Origin of the sequence: Leifsonia sp. AK011 (genome assembly GCF_013410945.1) — a bacterium.
GTDB lineage: Bacteria > Actinomycetota > Actinomycetes > Actinomycetales > Microbacteriaceae > Rhodoglobus.
This window is the reverse complement of the sequence record NZ_JACCCH010000001.1, coordinates 881170-904904: the sequence shown is the minus strand read 5'-3', so window position 1 is coordinate 904904 and position 23735 is coordinate 881170. Positions and strand designations below refer to the sequence as shown.

Genomic DNA, 23735 nt, shown 5'->3' with positions numbered 1-23735 from the left:
ACTAATACAAAGGTATCCGCAGGCCCAGGCGTACGGCCCACTTCGAAAGCGATCGCTCCCCGATGGTTGCCCATCTCAACGCCAGTTGCGACCCCCTGACTCTACCAGCCCCGCGGTCAGCGCAGGGCTATGCGGGTCTCCGTCTGTGCGGCTCCGCCGTCACGCTTGAGGGCCCTGAGGAACCGGTCGAGAGCGGCCGTGTCCTTCACCCGAACGTGCAGGTGGTAGTCCCAGGGGCCGGTGACGTGGGCGGCCTCACCCACGAGCGGATGGCCGGCCACCCATGCGAGGAATCGATCGCGGTCGTCATCGAGCTGAAGCCTCACGTCGACGTAGGCCTCGATTCCCTCGTCCGCCTCCTGGGCAGCGAGCACGGCACGGTATCCGAGGATGATCCCGGCCGCTTCGAGCTTGCGCACGCGCGCGGCGGCGGCGTTGGTGCTCAGGCCCACCTGGCGGCCGAGGTCGCTGAAGGAAATGCGACCATCGACGGCAAGAATCGCGGTGATCTCCCGGTCTTTCTTGTCCATGCATAGATTTTATCCGTTGTCACTGCGGGATTGTCGGTACCTGGATGCGGGATCCGAGAGACTGCCCACCATGAACAGTGGCCTCGCTCTCGCCAGCGGGCTCGTCGCCGGTCTGGCTATCGCCCTCCCCCTCGGCGCGATCGGCGTTCTTCTGCTCCAGGAGGGCATGCGGCGCGGATTCCGCGGGGGCCTCCCCGCGGCCGCTGGTGTTGCGTCGGTCGACGTCCTCTACTGCCTCGCTGCCGCCCTGGCCGGCGCCGTGGCTGCACCGATCGTCCGGAGCCTCGCGCCCTGGCCCGCCGTCATCGGTAGTCTCGCCCTGGTGACGATCGGCGCGTGGGGACTGCTGCGGCTCGTGAGGAGTCCCGACCTCGAGGCGGGGTCCGCCGCAAAGCCACTCGGCAGCGGTTGGGCGCGCTACTCCCTCTTCTTCGGCCTCACCCTCATCAACCCGGCCACACTCGTCTACTTCGCCGCGCTCATGACCGGACTCGACGGCATTGCGGGCGACGTGACATCCTCCGCGTTCTTCATCGCGGGAGTGGGCATCGGCTCGTTCGTGTGGCAGGCCGCCCTGGTAGCTGTGGGAGGCATCCTTCACGGGCGTATCGGAGCTCGGGCAGGGCGCGTCACGTCCCTTGTCGGCAACCTCGTTGTCGTGGCTCTCGGCGTTGGGCTTGTGCTGACCGCGCTGCTCTGATTGCTCAGGGAGCGGGCAGCGGCACCTGCCCCGTCGGCACCGATCCCCTCCTGGCACGCGCGTGCAGCCAGCGGTCGCCGATCACGAGCAGCACGAGACCCGCGAGCACGATGATCACGTCGAGGAACGGCAGCACTCTGATGCCCCAGGCGTTGAGGGCGAAGCCACCGAGGAGGGCGCCACCACCGATTCCGATGTTGAACGCGGTGGTCTGGTAGGCGGATGCCACGTCCCGCATGCGTGCGGACGCCGTGTGGAGCATCCGCGTCTGGATCATCGCCGGCACCCCGCCGAACGCGATGCTCCAGGCCACGATCGCGGTGAACACGACAAAGAGGTTGGACGGGAACAGCCCGATGACCAGCACCGAGAGCGCCACCCCGAAGATCGACAACGCGAGGGCGAGCCGCGGGTAGCGGTCCGCGAGGATCCCCGCGAGCAGCACACCGATGGCCCCGGCCCCGCCGTACAGGAACAGGACTCCGGCGACGGCCCCGCCGTCCAGCCCCACCGGACCGATGAGGAACGGCGCGATGTACGTGTAGAAGATGTTGTGGCCGGTCATCACGAGCAGGATCACGAGGCAGAGCAGCACGATGCCGGGAATCGACTTGTCCTTGCGGAGCGGGAGGTGGATCTCGCCGGTGGCGGGAGGCGTGATGTGCTGCACCGCGGGGAGCAACCACATCGCGACGATCGTGAGCAGCAGCGTCACGATCGCGATAACCATGAACGCGAGACGCCAGCCGACAAGGTGACCGATCGCCGTGCCGACGGGAACACCGAGCACGAAGGCGGCCGTTCCACCACCAGAGATGATCGCGACGGCGCGACCGACCTGCGCGCGCGGCACGAGGTGGCCCGAATAGGCACCGACGACCGCCCAGAACAATCCGTGGGCGAGGCCGCCGAGCACGCGAGCGACGACGAGCACCTCGTAGGTTGGCGCGATGGCCGCGAGCACGTTGGCGAGGATGAACGCGAACGCGACGACGACGATGAGCCACTTGCGCGAGTAGCGGCGCGTGAGGGTCGCCAGCGGGGCGGCAGTCAGCACGACGGTGCCCGCGAAGACCGTGATGAGCAGCCCCACCTGCGAATCGCTGACACCGAACTCCTCGGCGATGTCCGGCAGGAGGCCGGTGGGGAGGAACTCGCTCGTGACCGCCGTGAAGACGAGAAGTGACAGGGTGATGAGACCGACCCAGGGGAAGGTCTGCTTGGTTGCGTGAGTTGATGCTGGCGCGGCCATGAAGGCGCTGCTCCGATTCGTGCTGTGTGGTGCGTTCGCCGCCCGCGGGATGACGCGGGCCGGCGCCATCGCATACCAGCCTACGCCGCTACTGTTAGTGCGTGACCATCGCCGCCACCCATTGGATCCTCACCCTCGTCTGCGAGGACAGGCCGGGCATCGTCCACGCCGTCAGCGGCGCGATCGTCGAAGCCCACGGCAACATCACCGAATCGCAGCAGTTCTCCAGCGAGGACACCGGTCGCTTCTTCATGCGTCTCCAGGTGGAATCGGATGCCACGCGCGAGCGCTTCGAGCAGGCGCTGGCCCCGGTGACCGCCCGCTACGACATGACGTGGCAGCTCGACATCGTCGGCCGCCCACTGCGCACCCTCGTGCTCGTCTCGAAGGCGGGTCACTGCCTCAACGATCTTCTCTACCGCCAGCGCGCCGGCCAACTCTCGGTCGACATGCCCCTCGTCATGAGCAACCACCCGGACCTGGCGGGGCTGGCGGAGTTCTACGACGTTCCGTTCGAGTTCCACCCCGTGACATCCGCCGGCCAGAAGCTCGCCTTCGAGGACCGCGTGCAGGAGGTCGTCGAGCAGCACGACATCGAGCTCGTTGTGCTCGCGCGCTACATGCAGATCCTGTCGCCGGAACTGTGTGAGGCGTTGAGCGGCAAGGTCATCAACATCCACCACTCGTTCCTCCCGGGTTTCAAGGGGGCAAACCCCTACAAGCAGGCTCATGCGCGTGGTGTGAAGCTCATCGGCGCGACCGCGCACTTCGTGACGAGCGATCTCGACGAGGGTCCGATCATCGAGCAGAACGTCGTGCGGGTGGACCACTCCCGCACCTCGAGCCAGCTCGTGGCCATCGGCCAGGACGAGGAGTCGCGCACGCTCACCCAGGCGGTCAAGTGGTTCTCCGAGCATCGCGTGCTGCTCGACGGCGCACGGACGATCATCTTCACATGAGCACCCTCTTCCACTCCGCGCGCAAGCTCGATGCGTCGGGCCAGATCGACGACTTCTGGATGCTCGTCGACGACGGCATCATCGTCTCCACAGGTTCCGGCCCGGAGCGCCCGGCCGCTGCCGCCGAGGTCGATGCCGCTGGACAGTGGCTCACGCCCGGCTTCATCGACCTGCACGGGCACGGCGGAGGCGGCTACGCCTATGACCGCGGCCCCGAGCAGCTGCTCGCCGCGCTGGAAACGCACCGCGCCCACGGCACCACGCGCTCGGTGCTGAGCCTCGTCGCGGCCCCGCTCCCCTCGCTCATCGAGAGCCTCGACCTCATCGCGGACCTGTCGAAGGACGACCCGCTCGTGCTCGGCTCGCACCTTGAGGGCCCGTACCTCGCACCAGCCCACCGCGGTGCGCACGACCCAACGGCGCTCCACGAGCCTGACCCCGCCGAGGTCGAGCAGCTGATCAGCGCCTCACGCGGCACGCTGCGGCAGGTGACGCTCGCGACCGAGCTACCGAACGCGCTCGAGACCGTGGACGTGCTGGTCGAGGCCGGCATCGTCGCGGCCCTCGGTCACACCGATGCGACCTTCGAGATGGCCAAGGTCGCCTTCGATCGCGGGGTACGGCTGCTCACGCACGCGTTCAACGCGATGCCGGGCATCCACCACCGCTCGCCAGGCCCGGTCGTGGCGGCCTTCGAGGACGAGCGCGTGGTGCTCGAACTCGTCTGCGACGGGGTGCACGTGCATCCGGAGGTCGTGAACCTCACGTTCGCGTCGGCCGCCGGGCGCATCGCCCTCATCACCGACTCCATGGCCGCCGCGGGTGCCGCGGACGGCAATTACCGCCTGGGCAACCTCAACGTGACGGTGCAGAACGGCCTCGCCGTCCTGAGCGGCACCAACACGATCGCCGGCTCCACCCTCACGCAGGATGCCGCCCTCGGGTGCGCGATCGCCTCCGGCGTTGACCCTGCCAAGGCAGTCGAAGCGCTCACCCACACACCCGCGAGGGTGCTCGGTCTCGAGCACCGGCACGGGATGCTCGCGCCGGGGTTCGCGGCCGACGCCGTGCTCCTCGACCACGAGTGGGCGGCGACGAGCGTGTGGGCCGACGGCCTCCAGCTCTAGCCGAGACGCACCCGTCTACTCACCCCTATGGGGGATACGTATTCGGTTGCATGGAGAATTGATCACACCTAGGCTCGCATGAGGTGAGGCTCACGGAGCTTTCACTTCTGGGGGATACACCGGCCACACCCGCACGGCCGGCACGACGTGATCTGGCACGCTCCCCTTTCCTGTTGCCCTGCCCGAAACCCGACGGAAAGTTCCCACCCGATGCCGCTCTTCAGCGCGCGCTCGCCGCGCCGCACAATCGTCGTGCTGTCCGCAGCCACCCTCGCCCTCGCGGGCCTGATGGCGGGCGCGATGCCCGCCATCGCCGCGACCGGATCCGTCAGCGGAACCGTCTACCGCGACTTCAACTCCAACGGTGTCCGCGACACCGGCAACCCGAGCGCGGGCGTGCAGACCGACGTGGGCATCGCCGATGTCACCGTCACCGCCTATGACGCGCACGGCGAGGTTGTCGGCACCGACACGACGGATGCCGCGGGCGACTACTCGATCGCGACTGCAACGGTCGCCGACGGCACCCCGCTGCGCATCGAGTTCGACTCCCCCGAGGGCTACTACCCCTCGTTCCTCGGCAGTGACAACGGCAGCAGCGTGCAGTTCGCGGCGGCCGGCTCCGAGGACGTGGACTTCCTCGTGAATAACCCGGACGACTTCGCACAGGCCAACGCGCCGGTCTTCACGGCGATCCAGTCGACGGGTGTCCCCTCCGGGACCTCGAGCAGTGCGGCGGCGATCGTCGGGCTGCCCTGGGGTGCTCCGAACAACTCGCCGGGAACCTTCACCGGCCGCAAGACCGTCGCGACCTTCGGGCAGGTCGGGTCGATCTGGGGTCTCAGCTACGACACGGTGGGCAACGACGTGTACGCGGCAGCCACCTACAAGCGCCACTCGGGCCTCGGCGCTCTCGGACTCGGCGGCATCTACCGCATCAACAACGTGCTCGCCGCTGACGGCACGATGGCCGGCTCCCCCTCGCTCGAGCAGTGGCTGGACGTCTCCACGCTCGTCAATGTCGGCACCGCACAGAGCAACACCGACCGCGCCCTCGGCACGACGGGCAGCACCCCGGGCACGGACGTCGACGCCTTCGCCAAGGCGGGCAAGATCGGTATCGGTGGCATCACCGTCACGGACGACGGCTCGACCCTGCTCTTCGTCAACCTGTTCGACCGCAACATCTACGCACTTGACCTCACCAACGGCACCCCGACCGAGGCGGTGAAGATCGACCTCGCCGACGACCTGGGTGCCAACCACCGCCCGTGGGCACTCGAGATCCACCGTGACGAGCTCTACGTCGGGTACGTCGACGCAGGCAGCACCCCCGGGCAACTGGCCAGCGACGCCGACCTCTCGGCGTACGTCGTGAGCGCCCCACTGGATGAGGCCCTCACCGGCTCCCCGACGTGGACACCACGACTGACTGCGGGGCTCGGCTACCGCAAGGGCAACACCGCCGACACCTGGGGTGGCGGTGGCACGGCCGCGAACTGGCCGACCACCCGGCCCCAGATCGTGCACTGGAACACCTGGGCGGACACCTGGACGTGGGACGGTGCGAGCAGCGCCACGGCGACGACGTCGGTCGGGCTGCAGGCATCCGGCGGCAGCTGGGGCACGAGCAACGTGCAGCTCTACCCCCAGGCGATCCTCACGACCCTGGCCTTCGACACGGAGGGCTACCTCACACTCGGATTCTCCGACCGCACGGCGATCCAGGGCGGTAACCGCAACTACCCCGCGATCACGGGAGCCACGAGCCCGCTCTTCGAGACGCTCTCGAGCGGTGACATCCTGATCGCCGCACCCGATGGCGACGGTGAGTTCACCCTCGAGGAGAACGGTGTGGTCGGCGACCGCACCACCGCCAACGCCCAGAACCTCCATGAGGGACCGAGCGGCGAGAACACGCGCGAGTTCTACAACGATGGCCAGAACCTCGGCAACCCGGGCATCCACCGCGAGACCGCACTCGGTGCCGTCGTGGCCTACCCCGGTGTGAACCAGATCATGTCGACGGCGTTCGACCCGCTCGGCAGCATCCGCGTGTCGGGATCGATGTGGTTCAACCTCACCAACGGAGCCCCAGCGCGCGGCTACGAGCACACGACCGACCCGGGCGGATCCACGCCGTCCCCCTCGTTCGAGAAGGGTGGCGGTCTCGGAAGCGTCGCGCTCGCACGCGTCACTCCCCCCGTGCAGATCGGTGACCGCGTGTGGTTCGACGCCGACAAGAACGGCCGACAGGATGCCGACGAGCCCGCGATCACGAACGCTCCCGTGAGCCTGTTCCGGGCCGGGGAGGATGGCAAGCCCACGGGCGAGGAGATCGCCTCGACCACCACGGACTCCAACGGAAACTACGTCTTCGACAGCTCGCTGTGGACCGAGTCCGGATTCGACGACCCGGCGGCGGAACTCGTCGTGGTCTTCGGCAAGCCCTCGGCCTCCACTCCCGTGACCTTCGCGTGGGGCGGCGTCTTCGCCGACCCCGACTTCACGGGACTCACGTGGGGCGACCTCGGCTTCACCACGCAGGAGTCGAGCGACGCGGAGAACGACTCCAACGCGGATCCCACCACCGGTGAGGCTCCCGTGACTGTGGGCGGGGCGGGTCAGAACGACCACACGATCGATGCCGGGTTCGTGGCATCCTTCGATCTCTCCGTCACCAAGGAGCTTGCCGAGGGCAGCGCACCCGCGCCGGAGGGCACGACATTCGAGATCAGCGTCTCGGTCGTCGACTTCCGAGGTGACCCGCTGCCGGACAGCCCGTACGTGCTGGATCTCGCTGTGGGCGAGAGCGACACGATCGAGCTACCCGCGTTCGCTTCGGTGCAGAGCATCGTCGAGACCAACGGCGACGACTACGACGCGCAGGTGAGCGGCACGCTGCCCGCGCTCGTGAACGACGACCTCGCATTCACCGTGGAGAACAGCATCCCGCGCACATACGCGCTGGGCGACTACGTCTGGATCGATGCGGACCGCGACGGCATCCAGGACATCGGGGAGCTTCCGCTCCAGGGCGTCACGGTCGCGCTGTACCAGGGCGAGACGGAAGTCACGTCGACGACCACGAACGCGCAGGGACGCTACGATTTCGACCTTCTCCCCGCCGGAACCTATGAGATCCGCTTCATCCTCACCGAGGAGCAGGCGCAGCTCTACAAGTTCACTATCGAGGGCGCGGGCGGTGCTGGTAATGACTCCAACGCCGACCCCGAGACCGGTTTCACGAGCGAGATCGTGCTCGACAGCACCAACCAGAACCTGGTACCCGGTGACGAGTACACGTACGCCGAGATCCTCGCGACCGACGGAATCGACCCCACCTGGGATGCGGGCGTCGTGCTGATCGGTGTTCCGAGCCTCGAGATCAACAAGAGCGATGCCGTGCTCGAGGGCAACGACTGGGTCGCCGTCAACGACGCTGACACGCTCGCCGATGGTGTCGTGTACCAGCCGGGCGAGACCCGCACGATCCTCGTCACCGTGACCAACACGGGCACCGAGCCGCTGCGCGAGGTCACCTTCACCGACACGACGATCTCGGGCGCCTCCGTCTCGGGTCTCTCGTGGACGCTGCCGAACGGCACGAGCCTCACGGCGACGGCCGGCTCCGACGGCGTGCTGACCGCGACGTGGGAGGACACGTTCGGCGAGGGCACCGCGCTCTGGCTGCCGGGTGAGACCGTGACGGGCCTCGCCACGCTCACGGTGCCGCTCTCGAGCGACCCGCACGTCAACGTTGCGGATGTCACGGCCACGAGTGCCTGGAACGGGATCCCGCTCGAGGACGACAACCCGTACAACGCCTTCACCGGTGGCATCCAGGTCATCAAGTACGACGGTTCGAAGGCCGACCCGGCCATCAAGGACGGCGACGCCTGGATCATCCCGGCCAAGCCGCTCGCCGATGCCGACCAGGACGCCAACGACTCCGACCACGCGGTCGAGTACCCGGTCGACACCGACCGCACCGTGCGCTGGGTCGTCACCAACACCGGCACCACGTGGCTGACCAACCTCTCGCTCGAGGATGTCACCGACGCTGGCCCGGAGATCGGCGACGACTGGACTGCCGACCTGAGCGCCTTCGGCGGACCGACGAACTACAGCTTCGTCGACAGCGGTGCCTGGCAGGGCCTCCTGCCGCCCGGAGCGTCGTTCTTCGCGACCGGAACACTCGCCATCCCCGCCGAGCAGACGCACACCGACACGGTCGACGTGATCGCGACGGTCGTCGTGCCGGCGCAGGACCCCGAGACGCTCGAGCCCACCGGCCAGCCGGAGCTCGACGAGGAGGACCAGCCGGTTCGCGCGACCCTCGAGGACGGCGAGACGCCGTTCACCGTCGAGGACGACGACCCGTTCAACGCCTGGACCGGCGTGGGACCGTTCGTCGACATCGAGAAGGGTGATGGCGAGGGAACCGCGATTTCACACGACGCGGACACCATGACCGACGCCGAGTTCTACACGCCCGGCGAGACCCGCACCGTCGTGTTCGTCGTGCAGAACACGGGCGACGAGAACCTCCGCGAGGTCAGCATGTCGGATGTCACGATCTCCGGTGCCACGGTTGACGCCCTGAAGTGGACCCTCCCCGGCGACATCACCCGCGACGCGACCTACAGCGACAAGGGCTGGTCGTTCGAGTGGGCGGAGACGTTCGATGACGGCGAGGCGGTGTGGGAGCCCGGGGAGTACATCTACGGCTCCGCGACGCTCACGGTCGAGGCATCCGCTGCTCCGCACGTCGACCGCGTTCGAGTGGATGCCACGGGCGCCCTCTCGGGGATCCCCGTGAACGACGTCGACGACTACAACGCCGCGACGGCCGCCATCCAGGTGATCAAGTACGACGGCACCAAGGAAGACCCGATCGTCCGCGACGGTGACGCCTGGGTCATCCCGACCAAGCCGCTCGTCGACGCCGACCAGGACGCCAACGACGAGGCCCACGCGGTGGGCTACGAGGTCGAGTCGAAGAACGCCGTGCGCTGGGTCGTCACCAACACCGGAACGACGTGGCTGACCAACCTCACCCTCGATGACACGACGCTCTCGGGTATCGCGCTCGGGGACGACTGGACGGCGGATCTCACGCCGTTCGGCGGCCCGGCGAAGTACAGCTTCGTGGAGAGCGGCCCCTGGACGGGCATGCTGCCTCCCGGCGCGTCGTTCTTCGCCGAGGGCACGCTGCAGCTCGGCGAGAACCAGGATCACGCCGATGAGGTCGTCGTGGTCGCCAACCCGATCACGCCGCAGACCGACGAGAACGGGGCGCCTACGGGCGAGCCGCTTCTCGGCGAGGGTGGCGAGCCGGTGCTCATCACGGACGACGAGGACACCCCCGTCACCGTGACGGACGACGACCCGTTCCACGCCTACGCGCTGCCGGTCGTGATCGCCCCGGAGACCCCACTGGCCACTGTGCTCGCCATGACGGGCAGCTCGATCAGCCTCGTGATCGGCTGCGTCGCGCTGCTGCTGGTGCTGGGCGGCCTGCTGGTCGTGCTCGTGCGACGCCGCAACGACCTGCGCAACGCGGAGTAGTCACAACACGCTGAGGGGGCGGTCGGGCGAAAGCCTGGCCGCCCCCTCAGCGTTGCTGCGGATCGATCTCAGCCCCGGGCGGCGGCGGCCTGACCTGGCACGATTCCGTTGGCGGCCTGCGCCTCCTCAAGGGTCATCGTCCGATACGTAAGGGGCTTACCGCGCAATTCGGTCATTTCGAGCAGAACAGCGCGGGGTCCGTAGGCTTCGGCATTGAATACGTCTATACCGAGCGCCTGGCAATACCTCTCGAGCATGTCCGACGTGAAGCGGTCTCTCCGACGCGGGGCCTCATAGCGCTCAACTTCCTCAAAGGGCAGAGGTTCGCCGAAGTTCTGCCAAACCCAGCTGCCGTCGTTGGTAGCCGCGACTACTCGCGTGTGAGTCCTATCTCCTCCAGCCGGATAGAACACGAACTGGGTGGCACCCCACCTCCGCACCTCGCCTCCGCGAATATCGGGCGATGTGCGGATATACAGTCCGTCGACGGCCAAGGATCGGGCCACTAGACTCACTCCGGGCCCCGGGTCTCCTCCCCGGTACCCTGAGTCAAAGCAAGCGGTCCACGTGCCATGTTCCACCCACAAGGTGCGGGGCCTTGCTCCCACGGTGAGCGGCTCAAGAACACGCAGGGATTCGATGAGCGGCAATGCGAGCTCTCGGCGGCTAAGCGTGTACCCGTGCTGCTGGAGGAACTGCGCGCGCTGGTCAGTCACCTCGTCAATCCCTGCCTTCACGAACCCAATGGCTTTGGTAATCGGGGCGAACTCGTCGTTCAGCAGGGTTCGCATCAGAAGGGGCCTCCAAAGATCCCGATCACCCCGCAGGGATCATTGCTGAAGATTCTGTTCAGGTGACCCGCGCCGCGGTTTGAGCCCTGGGATTCGAACTCCAGGTAATACCGAACCCCATCGTAGGTGAACTGCACGTCCGGGCGGTTTTTACCCACGACTTGTTCGAGAATACTCACTTGCCTTTGATTGATCCTGAAATCCGTGGCACCGCGAGATTCGAGCTGGTTAACAACATCAAGCACGTAGTTGTTCTGCGCCGGGTCTCTACTTCGTCCGTCCCCGCGATGTCATCATGCGCAGATCAGATGGAAGTAGAGGCAGACAAGAGGGTTCTCCCACCTGTCCCACGCGACAAGAGTCATGCACAACGGAACTTTCGCGGGTCGCGGTCTCTCGAATGTTGAATTCGGGATCTGCCGTCATCGACGCACTGACGAAGCCCTCCAAGAGCCGGTCAACCGGCCTCGTGCGTGCTAACTTCCCCCGGCGCCGCTCCTAACAACGGCTGCGAGACTTGCCCTCATCAATCAGGCAACAGGAACGCGTCGAAATGAGAGGCTCCGCCCGCTTCGAGAACGTCCAAGAATTTGGGTGACACGATGAGGTCGAGGTGCCCACCCGTAGTCCACGCGATATCGTCGAGCCTCGGTTTCCCCGTCACATCCAGCCAAACGAAGTCTGGTATCGGCCCTCCATCCAGCTCCACGTAGTTCTCCGAGAGAGTGATAGCAACAGGTCGTAGCCTGTACCCAGTGATGCCTGCGGATTGGAAGCTTCGTTCCAAGTCGACCGTAGCGATGACCCAATCTCGCGCAATCAGCGGATCGCGTTCCCAAAAGACATCGAGCTCTACCTGCAACTTGTCGTAGCTCCATGGAGTCGTGGCTCGATTGATCACGGTCTCGGGGCCGATCTCGGCCGGGTTCTCGGGCCGGAGTAGGAAAAAACCTCCTGGACGTCGGCTCGAATCAGTCATGTGGCGACTGCGTCTCGTCGAGGGCCGTCACGGAGAAATGTTCCGCCCCTGCGCGCCGAAGCAGGTCCACGAAGCGTTCAGACACGGCAATCTCCCGACCGCTCGTCCAGGCGATGTCGTGCAGGCCTGGCACACCCGTGATGTCGATCCACACGAAGGGGGGTACCGGCCTCTTGTTCAACGCGATGTAGTTGAGTGAGCGAGTGACGATGACTGGGCGGGGCGTGTATCCGGTGAGCCCCGCCTCGCGGAAATCCGCTTCCAGGTCGCGAGTCGCAAGCAGGCAGACGAATCCTGCTACCAGCGGATCACCCTGCCAGGTGTCGAGCTCGTAGTGCAGCGACCTGTAGGAAGGCGGCCAAGTGCGTCGGTCGATGTCTGTGCCCTCGTCGATTCCGCCCGGCATCTCGGGCTCAAGGACGTACAGCACGTTCTGTTTCTATCAGTGTGCTCGCACGGAACGGAGGCGACCGCGTTCACGTTCAGATCCTGTTCGGTGTCGGTTCACTTCGATGTGCGGTCGAGGCCGTTCTTCGCGCGTCGAGTGCTCAAGCGTGCTTTGCAGGCGACTCCAAGGAATCTCCCAACAAGTACGAGATGCTTGACGTAACAACTTGATCTCGAGGGAGACGAATGCGCTCGATCATCACCGCCCGACCCACCATCGCCGTGGCCGCAGGTCTCACGCTCGTCGGAGCCCTCGCGGGCTGCGCCGCAGAGACTCCCGCTCCCACCACGACGACCGAGCCGGACACCGGTGCCACGTCCGAGCCCACGACGCCCACCGAGACCGACACGGGATCGACCGGCACGTACGCCGACGGCAGCTACACCGAGAGCGGCCAGTACCAGTCGCCCAACGGCACGGAGACGGTCGACGTGACTCTCACCCTCGCCGACGGCGTCGTCACGGCCGTCGAGATCGGTACACACCCGAGCAACCCCAACACAGAGCACTACCAGGGCGAGTTCGCCTCGGGTATCTCGGCGGAGATCGTGGGCAAGAGCATCGACGACATCTCGGTGACCAAGGTCGCAGGCTCGTCCCTCACGAGCGGGGGCTTCATGAAGGCCCTCGAGGCCATCAAGGCGGATGCGTCGTCCTAACGGAGCGACGACGTGCTGACTCTCACGTTCGAGGCCATCGGCACCCAGTGGCAGATCGATAGCACGGAGCCACTCGGCGACGCCCTCGAGCTGCTCATTCGCGAGCGCATTGCCGAGTTCGACCTCGCGTACTCGCGGTTCCGCGACGACTCGCTCGTGTCGCAGCTGCGGCGGGCTTCTGGATCGATCAAGCTCCCGGATGACGCGGCACCCCTGTTCGACCTCTACCGCCGCCTCTACGACCTCACAGGCGGCGCCGTGACGCCGCTCGTGGGGGCGAGCCTCGAACAGCTCGGCTACGACAGCACCTACCGCCTCCGCCCCGAGGGACCGGCCCGACCTGCGCTCGCCTGGGAGGAGGCGATCGCGTGGGACGGCGAGACCCTCACCGCGCACCGGCCTGTGACGGTGGATGTGGGCGCCGCGGGCAAGGGCTACCTCGTCGACATCGTCGGCGGCATCCTTGCGCACCACGGGCACGAGGAATTCATTGTGGATGCCGGCGGCGACATGCTGCGGCACGGCCCGGGCACGATTCGGGTGGGGCTCGAGCATCCGACCGATCCCACGCGCGCCATCGGCGTCGTCGAGCTCGGCACCGGCGCGATCTGCGCCTCCGCCACCAACCGCCGGGCCTGGGGCGAGGGGCTGCACCACGTGATCGACCCCGTCACGGGCCTGCCGACGAGGAGCGTGCTCGCGACGTGGGCGCTCGCATCGACTGCGCTCGAGGCGGACGGGCTCGCCACCGCCCTGTTCTTCACCTCCCCCGAGCGGCTGGCCAGCGAGTTCCACTTCCAGTACGTGATCGTGGATTCCACCGGGCGGGTAACCTACTCGCCAGACCTGTCAGGAGAGATGTTCCTATGAAGCGCTGGCTCGACCGGACCCTCGGCGCTGTGCCGATGTACAAGCTCGTGCTGTTCACCCTCGCGGCCATCACGCTCACCGCGCTCGTGCTGTCGCTGTTCGGGCAGCTCTCGTACCAGCCCCTGCCGATCCTCGCGTCAGCGGCCGTGGCGGTAGGCACGGCCGCCCTGACGGGATGGCTCGCATCGCTCATCGTGCGCCGGCCGTGGCATCCGGAATCCTCGTACATCACGGGTGTGCTCATCGCGCTCATCATTGTGCCGACGCTCGACCCGATCGGGCTCCTCGGCATCGCGCTCGCGAGCACCATCGCGACCGCCTCGAAGTACGTTCTCGCCATCCGGGGACGCCACGTGCTCAACCCCGCAGCGCTCGGCGCGTGGATCATCGGGCTCGCCGGGCTCGGGTTCCCGGCGTGGTGGACGGGTACGCCGTTCCTGCAGCCCGTCGTGATCATCGGTGCGTTCCTGGTGCTGTACCGGCTGCGACGGTTCGCGATGGCAGGCACCTTCCTCCTTGTGGCCTCGGCGATCCGCTTCGGGATCGAGTTGAGCGCCGGCAGCGACCTCGCAACCGTCTTCTCGAACACCTTCCTGTCGTCGCCGCTGTTCTTCTTCATCGGCTTCATGCTGAGCGAACCGCTCACCACTCCACCGCGCCGCTGGCAGCAACTCCTCGTCGCCGTGGTCGCCGGCGTGCTGTACTCGGCGCCCTACAACGTGGGGCCGATCTACACGAGCCCGTTGTTCGCTCTGCTGGTCGCAAACCTCGTCGCGTTCGCCTTCGGCCAGCGTCGTGCCATCCGCATGACGTACCTGGGCAAGACCGCGGTCAACGACCGAACCTGGGAGCTCGCCTTCCAGCCCACGAAGCCCGTGCACTTCGTGCCCGGCCAGTACATGGAACTCACCATCCCGCACCGCAAGGCCGACTTCCGCGGCAACCGGCGGTACTTCAGCATCTCGTCCGCGCCCTCCGCCGACGGACCGATCACGTTCGCGATCACGGTGCCGTCGTCATCTTCGAGTTTCAAGAAGGCGCTGCTCGACCTCGAGCCCGGCGCTATGGTGCACGGCACCGGCGTGCACGGCGACTTCGTGCTGCCAGCGGATGTCAGTGACCCCCTGCTGCTCGTTGCCGGCGGCATCGGCATCACCCCGTTCGCCTCCCAGCTGGGGTACTCCGTGGAGCGCGGCGAGAAGCGCGACGTGACCGTCGTCTACGCCACGAGCACGGCCGGGCCGCTCCCCTACCGCGAGGTGCTGGAGCGGACGGGTGCGCGCGTGGTGCTGTTCGGGCCGGAGCCCGACGGGGGTCTGCCCACGGGCTGGGTCCACGGCGGCACTGGACGTGTCACACCCGAGGCGATCGCCGCTGCGGTCCCGGATGCCGCGTCCCGCCGTGCGTTCGTGTCGGGCCCACCCGCACTCGTCAACGAGGTGCGCAAGACCCTGCGCAAACAGGGTGTGCGTCGCATCCACACCGACTACTTCAGCGGCTACTAGCCCCCCCCTCTCCCCGCCACCGCACCACCTGCCCCGCCACCAGCCCGCCACCCCGCCACCCCGGTCTTGATCCTCTCTTTTCCGGAGGGTTCACGCGCGGCGCCAGTGGCTAGGCGGTCACGCGCGTGGCCAGAGTGATTCGGGGGCGAAAGCTCCGGAAAAGAGTGAAATAGCTGGCAGATGCCTCGCGTTCGCCGGTTGCGAACGCGCTGGCACTCGCGTATCCAGAGTGCTAATTTCGTCTTAGTTGAGTCACGGTGACTCAACTTCTAGACGAAGGACAGATCATCATGGCAGTACTCTTCGACCCGTTCCGTGAGCTCGAGCGCGGTGCGACCCGACAGGGTCCCCGCCGGATGCCGATCGACCTCTACCGCGACGGAGACCACTACGTCCTCACCGCAGACCTCCCGGGTGTTGACCCCGGCTCGGTCGATGTGGATGTCGACGGCCAGCTGCTCACCGTGCGCGCCGAGCGCACCACCCGCAGCAACGGCGACGTGAAGTGGCTCACCCGCGAGCGCCAGGGCGGCTCCTACCTGCGCCAGTTCACCCTCGGTCAGGGCATCGACACCGCGTCAATCTCCGCCAACTACGAGAACGGCGTGCTCAGCGTCGTGCTCCCGGTGAGCGAGCAGGCCAAGCCGCGCAAGGTCGCGGTCACGACGACCGCCACCTCCACCGAGGCGGCCGAGGTCACCGCCAGCTGACCCCACCTCCAGACGAACCCCCGGCGCCCCTCCCCCTCGGCGTCGGGGGTTTCTCGTACCATCGCCGTATGGCGTCGTTCGCGGAGAAGCCCATCGTCTACCTCGCCACCCCCGAGGAGTGGGAGCAGTACCTCCTCGAGCACGGCACGGATGACGGGGTGCGCCTGAAGCTTCGCAAGAAGCTCTCGTCGGCCCCCGGCATGACCTGGGATGAGGCCCTCGAGGTCGCCCTCTGCCATGGATGGATTGATGGCCAGGTCGCGCGATTCGACGACGATTACCTGCTCCACGCTTTCACCCCGCGGCGCCGCAACAGCCCGTGGTCGCAGCGCAATGTGGGCATCGTCGAGCGCCTCATCGCCGAGGGTCGCATGCGCGACGGTGGGCACGCCGAGATCGAGCGGGCCAAGGGCGACGGACGGTGGGATGCCGCGTACCGGGTGAAGGGTGCGGAGGTGCCGGCCGACCTGCAGGCCGCCATCGACGCCAACCCCGCGGCATCCGCGTTCTTCGCCACTCTCACCAAGCAGAACCGCTGGGCGATCATCTTCCGCCTGAGCCAACTCAAGAAAGCAGAAACCCGCGAGCGGAACATCACCAAGTACGTGGAGATGCTCGCCCGCGGGGAGAAGATTTACTAGTCGTTCCCTGGGGGTTGAGTAGGCCCGCGCAGCGGCCGTCATCGAAACCCGGTGGTTGAGTAGGCCCGCGCAGCGGCCGTCATCGAAACCTCACCCACGTGGTCGGTGTTGTTCGTTGGTGAGGTTTCGATGACGCCGGGGCTACGCCGCGGCTACTCAACCCACCGGGTTTCAATACGCCGGGCTACGCCCGCGGAACCTGACGGCCGAGACGGCCGTCAGCGCTGGCGTCGCGGCGAAGGCCAGAAATGGCCTTCGCTCTAAGCTCCAGCGCGCCAGAAACCGCGGAGGGTGGGGCCCTGCATTCAGGGGTCTCCGGTGTGGCGGGCGTCTACGGGCGGAGACCCCTGAATGCAGGGCCCCACCCGCAGCACCACGTGACCCTTCGAGACGCGGCTTCGCCGCTCCTCAGGGACCGGGCAGCTACGCCAGGCGCGCCGCGAGGGCCTTGTCGAGCGTGTCGAGGAACTCCTCGGTCGTCTCCCACTTCTGGTCCGGCCCGACGAGCAGCGCGAGGTCCTTCGTCATGTGGCCCTCCTCGACGGCCTTGATGACGACGTCCTCGAGGGTGTCGGAGAAGGCGGCGAGCTCGGGGTTGTTGTCGAGCTTGGCCCGGTGGGCGAGCCCGCGGGTCCACGCGAAGATCGAGGCGATCGGGTTGGTCGACGTGGGCTTGCCGGCCTGGTGCTGGCGGTAGTGGCGCGTGACCGTGCCGTGTGCGGCCTCAGCCTCGACAACCTTGCCGTCGGGCGTTGCGAGCACGGAGGTCATGAGGCCGAGCGATCCGAAGCCCTGGGCCACGGTGTCAGACTGAACGTCGCCGTCGTAGTTCTTGCAGGCCCAGACGTAGCCGCCCTCCCACTTCATGGCCGAGGCGACCATGTCGTCGATGAGGCGGTGCTCGTACGTGAGGCCGGCTGCGTCGAACTTCTCCTTGAACTCGGCGTCGAAGATCTCCTGGAAGATGTCCTTGAAGCGACCGTCGTAGGCCTTGAGGATCGTGTTCTTGGTGGAGAGGTACACCGGGTAGTTGCGGGTGAGGCCGTAGTTGAGGGATGCCCGTGCGAAGTCGCGGATCGAGGCATCCTGGTTGTACTGCACCTGGGCGATGCCGTCGTCGGGTGCGTCGTAGACCTCGAACTTCATCGGCTCGGAGCCGTCGTCGGGCGTGAACTCGACGGTGAGCTTGCCCTTGCCCTTGAAGACGAAGTCGGTAGCGCGGTACTGGTCGCCGAACGCGTGACGGCCGATGATGATCGGCTTGTTCCAGCCGGGCACAAGGCGCGGGATGTTCGAGATGATGATGGGCTCGCGGAAGATCACACCGCCGAGGATGTTACGGATCGTGCCGTTCGGCGACTTCCACATCTTCTTGAGGCCGAACTCCTCGACGCGGGCCTCGTCGGGGGTGATGGTGGCGCACTTCACGCCGACGCCGTGCTTCTGGATGGCGTGGGCGGCGTCGATCGTGACCTGGTCGTCCGTGGCATCCCGGTGCTCGATGCCGAGGTCGTAGTACTCGAGGTTCACGTCGAGGTACGGGTGGATGAGGGTGTCCTTGATCTTCTGCCAGATGATGCGAGTCATCTCATCGCCATCGAGCTCGACGACGGTTCCCTCTACCTTGATTTTCGACACAGTGCTTCCTCTCAGTTGGCCGCACCGATTCTACTAGAAATGCAGAAGTATCTCGACGTCAAGATATCTTCGCGGAACCGAGGATCGCCCGTTAGCCTGAAAGCATGGGCGAACTCAGGCTGGAAGAACTGTCCGCGAGCACGATCGTTGCAGCGAACAACCTCACACTCCGGCGCGGGCAGGAGCAGTTCGTCACGCCGCCGTCGTACGCGATCGCCGACAGCTTCCTGAACCCGGCCACCTCGTGGCCGCGCGTCGTGCTGGACGGTGACACTGTTGTCGGCTTCATCCGGGGCAACTTCGACCCCGAGGCGACAACCGAGGAGTTCCGCAGCTGCGTGTGGCGTGTGTCCGTCGGTGCCGAGAACCAGGGCAAGGGCATCGGCTCCTTCGCCGTTCGGGGGCTCGCCGAGGAGGCCAAGAGCCGTGGCTTCACGGAGCTCACCGCCCTCTGGGAGCCCGGCGATGATGGCCCGGAGGAGTTCTTCCTCCACCTCGGCTTCGTCATCACGGGCGAGACCCAGTACGGCGAGAACATCGGCACGCTGACCCTCTAGGCATGACGGCGGCCCCGAGCGACGACTTCGTCAGCCTCGTGCTGGAGGTCGTGGCCGACATCCCCGAGGGGTGCGTGATGACCTACGGGGACGTCGCGGCGGCGATCGGGTCCCGGGCCGCCCGGGCGGTCGGCACCGTGATGTCCCACTACGGCAGCGACGTGCCCTGGTGGCGCGTGGTGCGCGCGAGCGGGCATCCGGCCATCGACCACGAGACCCGGGCCCTGCAGCATTATCGCGCCGAGGGAACCCCACTGCTGTGGACTCGCACCGGGTCGTGGCGCGTCGACCTCGCGACGGCGCGGCACGTCCCGACCGCGTAATGCGTTAGCGGATGCGCACCGAGAGGCAGGTCACGCAGCCCTCGAGCTTCTCGAACTCGCTCACGTCCACGGTCACGACGCGGTAGCCGAGGTCGGCGAGGAGAGTCGCGGTCTTGGGCGCCGACGACGACAGGAGCACCGCGTCATCCGACAGCACGACGACGGCCGAACCGTGCTCCTCGGGAACCGCGAGGAACCGACCGAAGACTCCCGGGTGCTCGACGAGCTTCGGGTAGCCGATCACGGTGCCGTCGGGCAGGGCCGTGACGACGCTCTTGAGGTGCAGGGCCTTCTTCACGGGCACCGCGACGACGGTGTAGCCGAGGGGGCTCAGGATGGCACGCAGCTGGCGGATTCCCTCGCCGTTCGTGCGACCGCCCCGACCGACGTAGACCGTCGTGCCGACCTTCAGCACGTCCCCTCCGTCGAGCGTTCCGGGCTCCGCGATCTCCGCCACGCGCAGGCCGAGGGATGCCACGGTCTCCCGCACATCGGTGATCTCGCCTCGACGGCTCTCCGCGCCGGGGCTCGTGATCACGGCGAGGTCGCCGAAGATGACCACGGTGTCCTCGATGAACACGGAGTCGGGGTGGTCGTCGGCTGCCGCGACATCCAGCACCTCGAAGCCCTCCGCGGCGAGCGCGGCGACGTAACCGTCCCACTGGGTTTCGGCGAGCTCGGCGTCGACGGGCACACGCTCGAGGTGGGTGATCTCACCCTCGGCGAGGCGGGACGACGGCGGACGCACGAGCGCGATCCTGCGGGGCACGTCGCGCGACCAGCTCAGCGCGGCCTTCCACAGCGCACGACCGGCGGTGAGGGCGGCGACGACCGCGCCGACCTCGAAGACGAGGCTCGTACCGGCGAGGGACGTGAAGAGGAACGCGGTCGCCTGGTCACTCCAGGCGGTTCCGCTGGAGACCACGGCGTAGAGCACCCCGAGGGCACTCGCGGCGATGCCGCCGACGAGACCGGCGATCGCTGCGCCCCACCACGTGCGGAAGGCCCCGAGGAGCGCCGCGATCGTGAGGAGCACGGCGAGCGAGAGGCTCGCGGCGAGGAAGTAGTTGTTGAGGGCGACGAGCGCCTCTCCTGATGCGCCGTTGCTGACGAAGTACATCAACACCACGGCGGCGTGGACCACCAGCGCGGTCACGAAACCGGTGATGAGGGACGCGGACAACCGGCGGGCGAAACTGGGGGCTGGGGTGTGCATCCCGCTACCCTAGCGGGCGGATTCTATGAATCTGCTGGGGTGCGCCCCACGAGAACGTCGGGGCCACCCGGCCTGAGCCGGGCAGCCCCGAGTCGTTCGTCGAGCGTTAGGCGCGCGTCATCCTGCGACGGACGATCACGATCGCGCCCGCTGCGAGCAGGATCACGGCGAGCACGAGGCCGCCGTCGATCGAGAGGCCCGTCGAGGCGAGTGCCTGGGTGCCCGGTCCCTGCTGGTTCGGCGGGGTTTCACCCGAGGGGGTCGGGATGGAGACCGCTGCCCACCCGATCATCTCGCCGTTCGCGTCGTGCAGTGCGACCCGGTGCTCGCCCGTCATGCCGGCGAGGACCGGAATGACGACCGTGCCGTCGGTGACCACGCGCCAACCGAGGAAGGCGGGGTCGGAGTGGATGATCGAGCCGATCCACGCACCCTCCCACTCCTCGCCCAGCGACACCGTGATGAGGCCACCCGTGACCGTCGCGGTGATGCCATCACCCTTGTTGGTGCTCGTCGGGGTGATCGGCTGCGGCTGCTCCGTGGGGACAGTCGACCAGATCGTCGCCGTCGCGGAGACCGTCGAGTACTCCTCGCCGCCGATCTCGTTCGAGAACACCGCGCGGTACTGCACGCCCGTGCTCAGGCCCGTGACATCGAGCGTCCGCTCGGTGGCGCCGGCGACGGTCTCCCACACGGTGCTACCGGGCTTGCGCAGCTCCCACTGCACAGCGGCCGCCGGGACCGCCCACGCCTCAGCCGCAAGCGTCGTCGTGCCGGTGGCTGCGATCGTCGCACGCTCCGGCGACTGGGTGATGCGGGGCGCCTGCTCGCGGCCGACGGTGACGATGCCCGTGGGCGTCGTCACGTAGATGAGGCCCTTCGCCGACTCGGTGGAGACCGAGGTCACCCCGGTACCGAAGTCCGCGTTCGCGTATCGGGTCGCCGTCGCGCCGAGCACGTCGACTGCCGTGAAGCCTCCGGACGCGTGTCCGACGATCGCGAGACCGGCCTTCGGGTCGACCGAGACGCCAGCAGCACCGGGCTCGAGCGTGTAACTGCCGAGGTTCGCCATCGCGCTGCGTCCCGCGAGGATGCGCAGCTCGCTCGAACTCTGGCCGGTGAAGAGAACGTAGAGGTTTCCGGTGGCGGCATCCACGCGCATCCGCCCCACTCCGGCACCCACCGGGTACTGGCCGACGATGTCGCCCTCCTCGGCGTTCACCGCGAGGATGGCGCCCACGGCGAGCGAGAAGTAGACGACTCCGGAGCCCGCGTCGATCCCGATGCCGGTGATCGCGTAGGGCAGCACGATCGGGTCGTCGAGCAGGGGGGCGCCCACGCTGCCCGCCGCCGTCGAGTAGCCGTTCGCGGCGGTTTTGCCGTTGCTCGTCTTGTAGGCCGCGACCACGCCCGACAGCTGCACGTCGTAGCTCATGTCGATCACGGGGCCGCCCACGTCGAAGTGGTCGACGATCTCGCCGGTCGCCACGCTGATGCCGTTCACGCGGCCGACGCTGTCGGGGGTCGCGTCGCTCACCCAGAGGATGCCGCGGGCCTCATCGAGCGCTGACGGACCGGACAACGTGGATGCCACGTTCCCCACCTTCTGGAAGCCCAGGGCCACCTCGGCCGGGGTTCCCGCCGGCTCCTCGGGTGTCGTCGGGGTGCCCGGGTCGACCGGGTCGGGGCCCTCGCCGGGCCCGGGGATCGCAACGCCGTCCTCGGTCACGTACTTCGTGCCGCCGTCGTACTTGGTGATCGTGAAGGAGTCGAGCGTTCCGCCGATCGGCACGTCCGTCGTGGACTCCTCGGCGCCGCTGCCCCACTTGGCCGCGACGATCGACTCGTAGCGCAGTGTGTTGCCCGAGACGGTGATGCCCTGGAAGGTCGACGTGTAACCCGCGCGCATGACCTGGGTCGCGCCGTTCTGGGTCCAGACGTTGTTGTCCACCGGCTGCTGGTCGTAGTACTTGGGGCCAGACACGCTCACGGCGTAGACCGGGCCGGTCGTGATGCCGGGCGTTGCCGTGGCATCCGCGTTCACGTAGCCACGCGCGTAGGTGTGGTCGTGGCCCATGAGCACGAGGTCGATGTCGTTGCGCTGGAACACGGGAAGCCAGGCGGCACGAACATCGGCCTCATCACGGCCGACCGCGGTCGAGAAGACCGGCTGGTGGAAGACGGCAACCGCCCACTGGTTGGGGTTGTTCTCGAGGATGCTGTCGAGCCACTCGCCCTGCATCTGCAGCCACAGGTCGGTCGGGTTGGGGCAACCGATGAGGCACGGCGGGAGCACCTCGGGGGTCATGAGCGCGATGGCCTGGCTGCGGCTCGCGTTGAGGGAGATGAAGCGCACGCCCTGGTAGTCGGTGTAGTAGGCGGTCTCGCGCAGGGCGATCTCCATCTGCGCGCGGTAGGCCGCCTCCTGCTTCTGTGCGTCAGTCGTGCCCGTGTTGCCGTCCCACTTCGGGCCGTTGGCGTCGTACTCGAAGTTCGACTTCCAGGCCTTGAGGAACGAGTCGCCGCTGTACTCGTGGTTACCGGGGGCCGCGATCACGTTGGAGGTCTGGCTGTGCCCGTCCATCGCGCCGAACCAGTCGGTCCACTCGGTGTCCTTGTCGGCGTTGTTGATGAGGTCTCCCGCGTTGACCGTGCCGACGGCATCCGGGTACTTCGCGTAGGCCTGGTCGACGACGGGGCTCCACTTCGCCGCGAGGTCGTTCTGTGCGTCACCGAAGTAGATGAAGGTGAACGGGTCGCCCGCCGCCCCTGCCGTGGTGAAGCGGTAGATCGCCGACTTCGCCGAGTCGGTCCCCACCTGGTACTCGTACTCGGTGTTGGGCGTGAGCTCACCGATGGTCACGGAGTGCGTGCGCGTCTCGATTCCACCGGTCAGCAGGCGCTCGTTGGCGCGGGCCGCCGCCGTGCGCCACTCCGTGGTGCCGACCTTGCGGATCCACACCGTGCCGGCCTCGACGTCGGCGCCGGTACGCCAGGTGAACGACTGCGCCGTCGAGGGGTCCTGGGGCGGCGTGAGAACGACGCGTTCGGGAGTGGGGTCGGCGGCGTTCACCGACTGGGGCGCGAGCGGGGCGGCACCGGCCGCTGTGGCGCCGAAGAGCGCGGAGGTCGCGACGAGCGTCGTCGCCGTGACCGCAGCAAGAATGCGTGCAAGAGACATGCGGGAGGATCCTTTGGGTTCGTGGACCTCTCAACACTGGTGAGGGCACACGTCCCGCAGGTGACCCGCAGGTGTACG

20 protein-coding genes and 1 riboswitch are annotated in these 23735 nt (G+C 67.3%); of the genes, 11 read left to right on the top strand and 9 right to left on the bottom strand.

Annotated features, from left to right (window positions below):
- Positions 1 to 15: 15 nt before the first annotated feature.
- A riboswitch (ZMP/ZTP riboswitch) is annotated at positions 16 to 99 on the bottom strand.
- A 17-nt stretch (positions 100 to 116) separates the two neighbouring features.
- Positions 117 to 530: an Lrp/AsnC family transcriptional regulator gene (locus tag HDC94_RS04495; RefSeq protein WP_179495250.1), complete on the bottom strand. Its 414-nt coding sequence runs from the start codon at positions 528 to 530 to the stop codon at positions 117 to 119.
- 70 nt (positions 531 to 600) lie between these two features.
- On the opposite strand from HDC94_RS04495, the gene HDC94_RS04490 reads away from it, so the two are divergent.
- Positions 601 to 1230 carry a LysE family transporter gene (locus HDC94_RS04490; protein WP_179495248.1) on the top strand — a complete coding sequence of 210 codons (630 nt, stop codon included), beginning with the start codon at positions 601 to 603 and terminating at the stop codon, positions 1228 to 1230.
- A gap of 4 nt (positions 1231 to 1234) precedes the next feature.
- Here the strand turns inward: HDC94_RS04490 and HDC94_RS04485 are convergent, their stop codons facing one another.
- Positions 1235 to 2482 carry an MFS transporter gene (locus HDC94_RS04485; RefSeq protein ID WP_179495246.1) on the bottom strand — a complete coding sequence of 416 codons (1248 nt, stop codon included), beginning with the start codon at positions 2480 to 2482 and terminating at the stop codon, positions 1235 to 1237.
- Between the two features lie 101 nt (positions 2483 to 2583).
- Between HDC94_RS04485 and purU the strand changes: the two genes are divergently transcribed.
- The 3 genes from purU (at position 2584) to HDC94_RS04470 (ending at position 10139) form a co-directional block, all read left to right on the top strand.
- Positions 2584 to 3441 (top strand): formyltetrahydrofolate deformylase, encoded by an 858-nt coding sequence (gene purU / locus HDC94_RS04480; protein ID WP_179495244.1) that lies wholly within the window; start codon positions 2584 to 2586, stop codon positions 3439 to 3441.
- Positions 3438 to 4568 (top strand): N-acetylglucosamine-6-phosphate deacetylase, encoded by a 1131-nt coding sequence (gene nagA, locus HDC94_RS04475; protein ID WP_179495242.1) that lies wholly within the window; start codon positions 3438 to 3440, stop codon positions 4566 to 4568. Before purU ends, nagA begins: the two co-directional genes overlap by 4 nt.
- Before the next feature lie 210 nt (positions 4569 to 4778).
- Positions 4779 to 10139: an SdrD B-like domain-containing protein gene (locus HDC94_RS04470; protein WP_179495240.1), complete on the top strand. Its 5361-nt coding sequence runs from the start codon at positions 4779 to 4781 to the stop codon at positions 10137 to 10139.
- Between the two features lie 68 nt (positions 10140 to 10207).
- Here HDC94_RS04470 and HDC94_RS04465 read toward each other — a convergent pair whose 3' ends face one another.
- The 4 genes from HDC94_RS04465 to HDC94_RS04450 form a co-directional block, all read right to left on the bottom strand.
- Complete coding sequence (locus tag HDC94_RS04465) at positions 10208 to 10930, bottom strand: hypothetical protein (RefSeq protein ID WP_179495238.1); 723 nt, start codon at positions 10928 to 10930, stop codon at positions 10208 to 10210.
- Positions 10930 to 11175 carry a hypothetical protein gene (locus tag HDC94_RS04460; RefSeq protein WP_179493702.1) on the bottom strand — a complete coding sequence of 82 codons (246 nt, stop codon included), beginning with the start codon at positions 11173 to 11175 and terminating at the stop codon, positions 10930 to 10932. The genes HDC94_RS04465 and HDC94_RS04460 overlap by 1 nt, the downstream gene beginning before the upstream one ends.
- Positions 11176 to 11456: 281 nt before the next feature.
- The gene (locus tag HDC94_RS04455) at positions 11457 to 11909 is read right to left on the bottom strand and encodes a hypothetical protein (RefSeq protein ID WP_179495236.1); all 453 of its coding nucleotides are present in this window, start codon (positions 11907 to 11909) and stop codon (positions 11457 to 11459) included.
- Positions 11902 to 12339 carry a hypothetical protein gene (locus HDC94_RS04450; protein WP_179495234.1) on the bottom strand — a complete coding sequence of 146 codons (438 nt, stop codon included), beginning with the start codon at positions 12337 to 12339 and terminating at the stop codon, positions 11902 to 11904. The genes HDC94_RS04455 and HDC94_RS04450 overlap by 8 nt, the downstream gene beginning before the upstream one ends.
- A gap of 203 nt (positions 12340 to 12542) precedes the next feature.
- Between HDC94_RS04450 and HDC94_RS04445 the strand changes: the two genes are divergently transcribed.
- The 5 genes from HDC94_RS04445 to HDC94_RS04425 all read left to right on the top strand — a co-directional run bounded on the left by HDC94_RS04445 (position 12543) and on the right by HDC94_RS04425 (position 16742).
- Positions 12543 to 13016 carry a hypothetical protein gene (locus HDC94_RS04445; RefSeq protein WP_179495232.1) on the top strand — a complete coding sequence of 158 codons (474 nt, stop codon included), beginning with the start codon at positions 12543 to 12545 and terminating at the stop codon, positions 13014 to 13016.
- A gap of 12 nt (positions 13017 to 13028) precedes the next feature.
- On the top strand, positions 13029 to 13886 hold the full coding sequence (locus HDC94_RS04440; RefSeq protein ID WP_179495230.1) for an FAD:protein FMN transferase: 858 nt from the start codon (positions 13029 to 13031) through the stop codon (positions 13884 to 13886).
- Entirely contained in the window at positions 13883 to 15391 is a 1509-nt protein-coding gene (locus tag HDC94_RS04435) for an oxidoreductase (RefSeq protein WP_179495228.1), read from the top strand. Before HDC94_RS04440 ends, HDC94_RS04435 begins: the two co-directional genes overlap by 4 nt.
- A 290-nt stretch (positions 15392 to 15681) precedes the next feature.
- Positions 15682 to 16101: an Hsp20/alpha crystallin family protein gene (locus HDC94_RS04430; protein ID WP_179495226.1), complete on the top strand. Its 420-nt coding sequence runs from the start codon at positions 15682 to 15684 to the stop codon at positions 16099 to 16101.
- A gap of 68 nt (positions 16102 to 16169) precedes the next feature.
- Complete coding sequence (locus HDC94_RS04425) at positions 16170 to 16742, top strand: YdeI family protein (protein ID WP_179495224.1); 573 nt, start codon at positions 16170 to 16172, stop codon at positions 16740 to 16742.
- A gap of 423 nt (positions 16743 to 17165) precedes the next feature.
- Here the strand turns inward: HDC94_RS04425 and HDC94_RS04420 are convergent, their stop codons facing one another.
- Positions 17166 to 18380, bottom strand: coding sequence for an NADP-dependent isocitrate dehydrogenase (locus HDC94_RS04420; protein WP_179495222.1), 1215 nt, complete (start codon positions 18378 to 18380; stop codon positions 17166 to 17168).
- Positions 18381 to 18484: 104 nt separating this feature from the next.
- Between HDC94_RS04420 and HDC94_RS04415 the strand changes: the two genes are divergently transcribed.
- Both HDC94_RS04415 and HDC94_RS04410 read left to right on the top strand, forming a co-directional pair.
- On the top strand, positions 18485 to 18937 hold the full coding sequence (locus HDC94_RS04415) for a GNAT family N-acetyltransferase (protein WP_179495220.1): 453 nt from the start codon (positions 18485 to 18487) through the stop codon (positions 18935 to 18937).
- Between the two features lie 2 nt (positions 18938 to 18939).
- The gene (locus tag HDC94_RS04410; RefSeq protein ID WP_179495208.1) at positions 18940 to 19260 is read left to right on the top strand and encodes an MGMT family protein; all 321 of its coding nucleotides are present in this window, start codon (positions 18940 to 18942) and stop codon (positions 19258 to 19260) included.
- A 4-nt stretch (positions 19261 to 19264) separates the two neighbouring features.
- On the opposite strand, the gene ddaH is transcribed toward HDC94_RS04410, so the two are convergent.
- Both ddaH and HDC94_RS14425 read right to left on the bottom strand, forming a co-directional pair.
- Positions 19265 to 20476, bottom strand: a complete 1212-nt coding sequence (ddaH, locus tag HDC94_RS14765) for a dimethylargininase (protein ID WP_306457267.1) — start codon at positions 20474 to 20476, stop codon at positions 19265 to 19267.
- 106 nt (positions 20477 to 20582) lie between these two features.
- Complete coding sequence (locus tag HDC94_RS14425) at positions 20583 to 23657, bottom strand: metallophosphoesterase family protein (RefSeq protein ID WP_218870441.1); 3075 nt, start codon at positions 23655 to 23657, stop codon at positions 20583 to 20585.
- Positions 23658 to 23735: the final 78 nt, after the last annotated feature.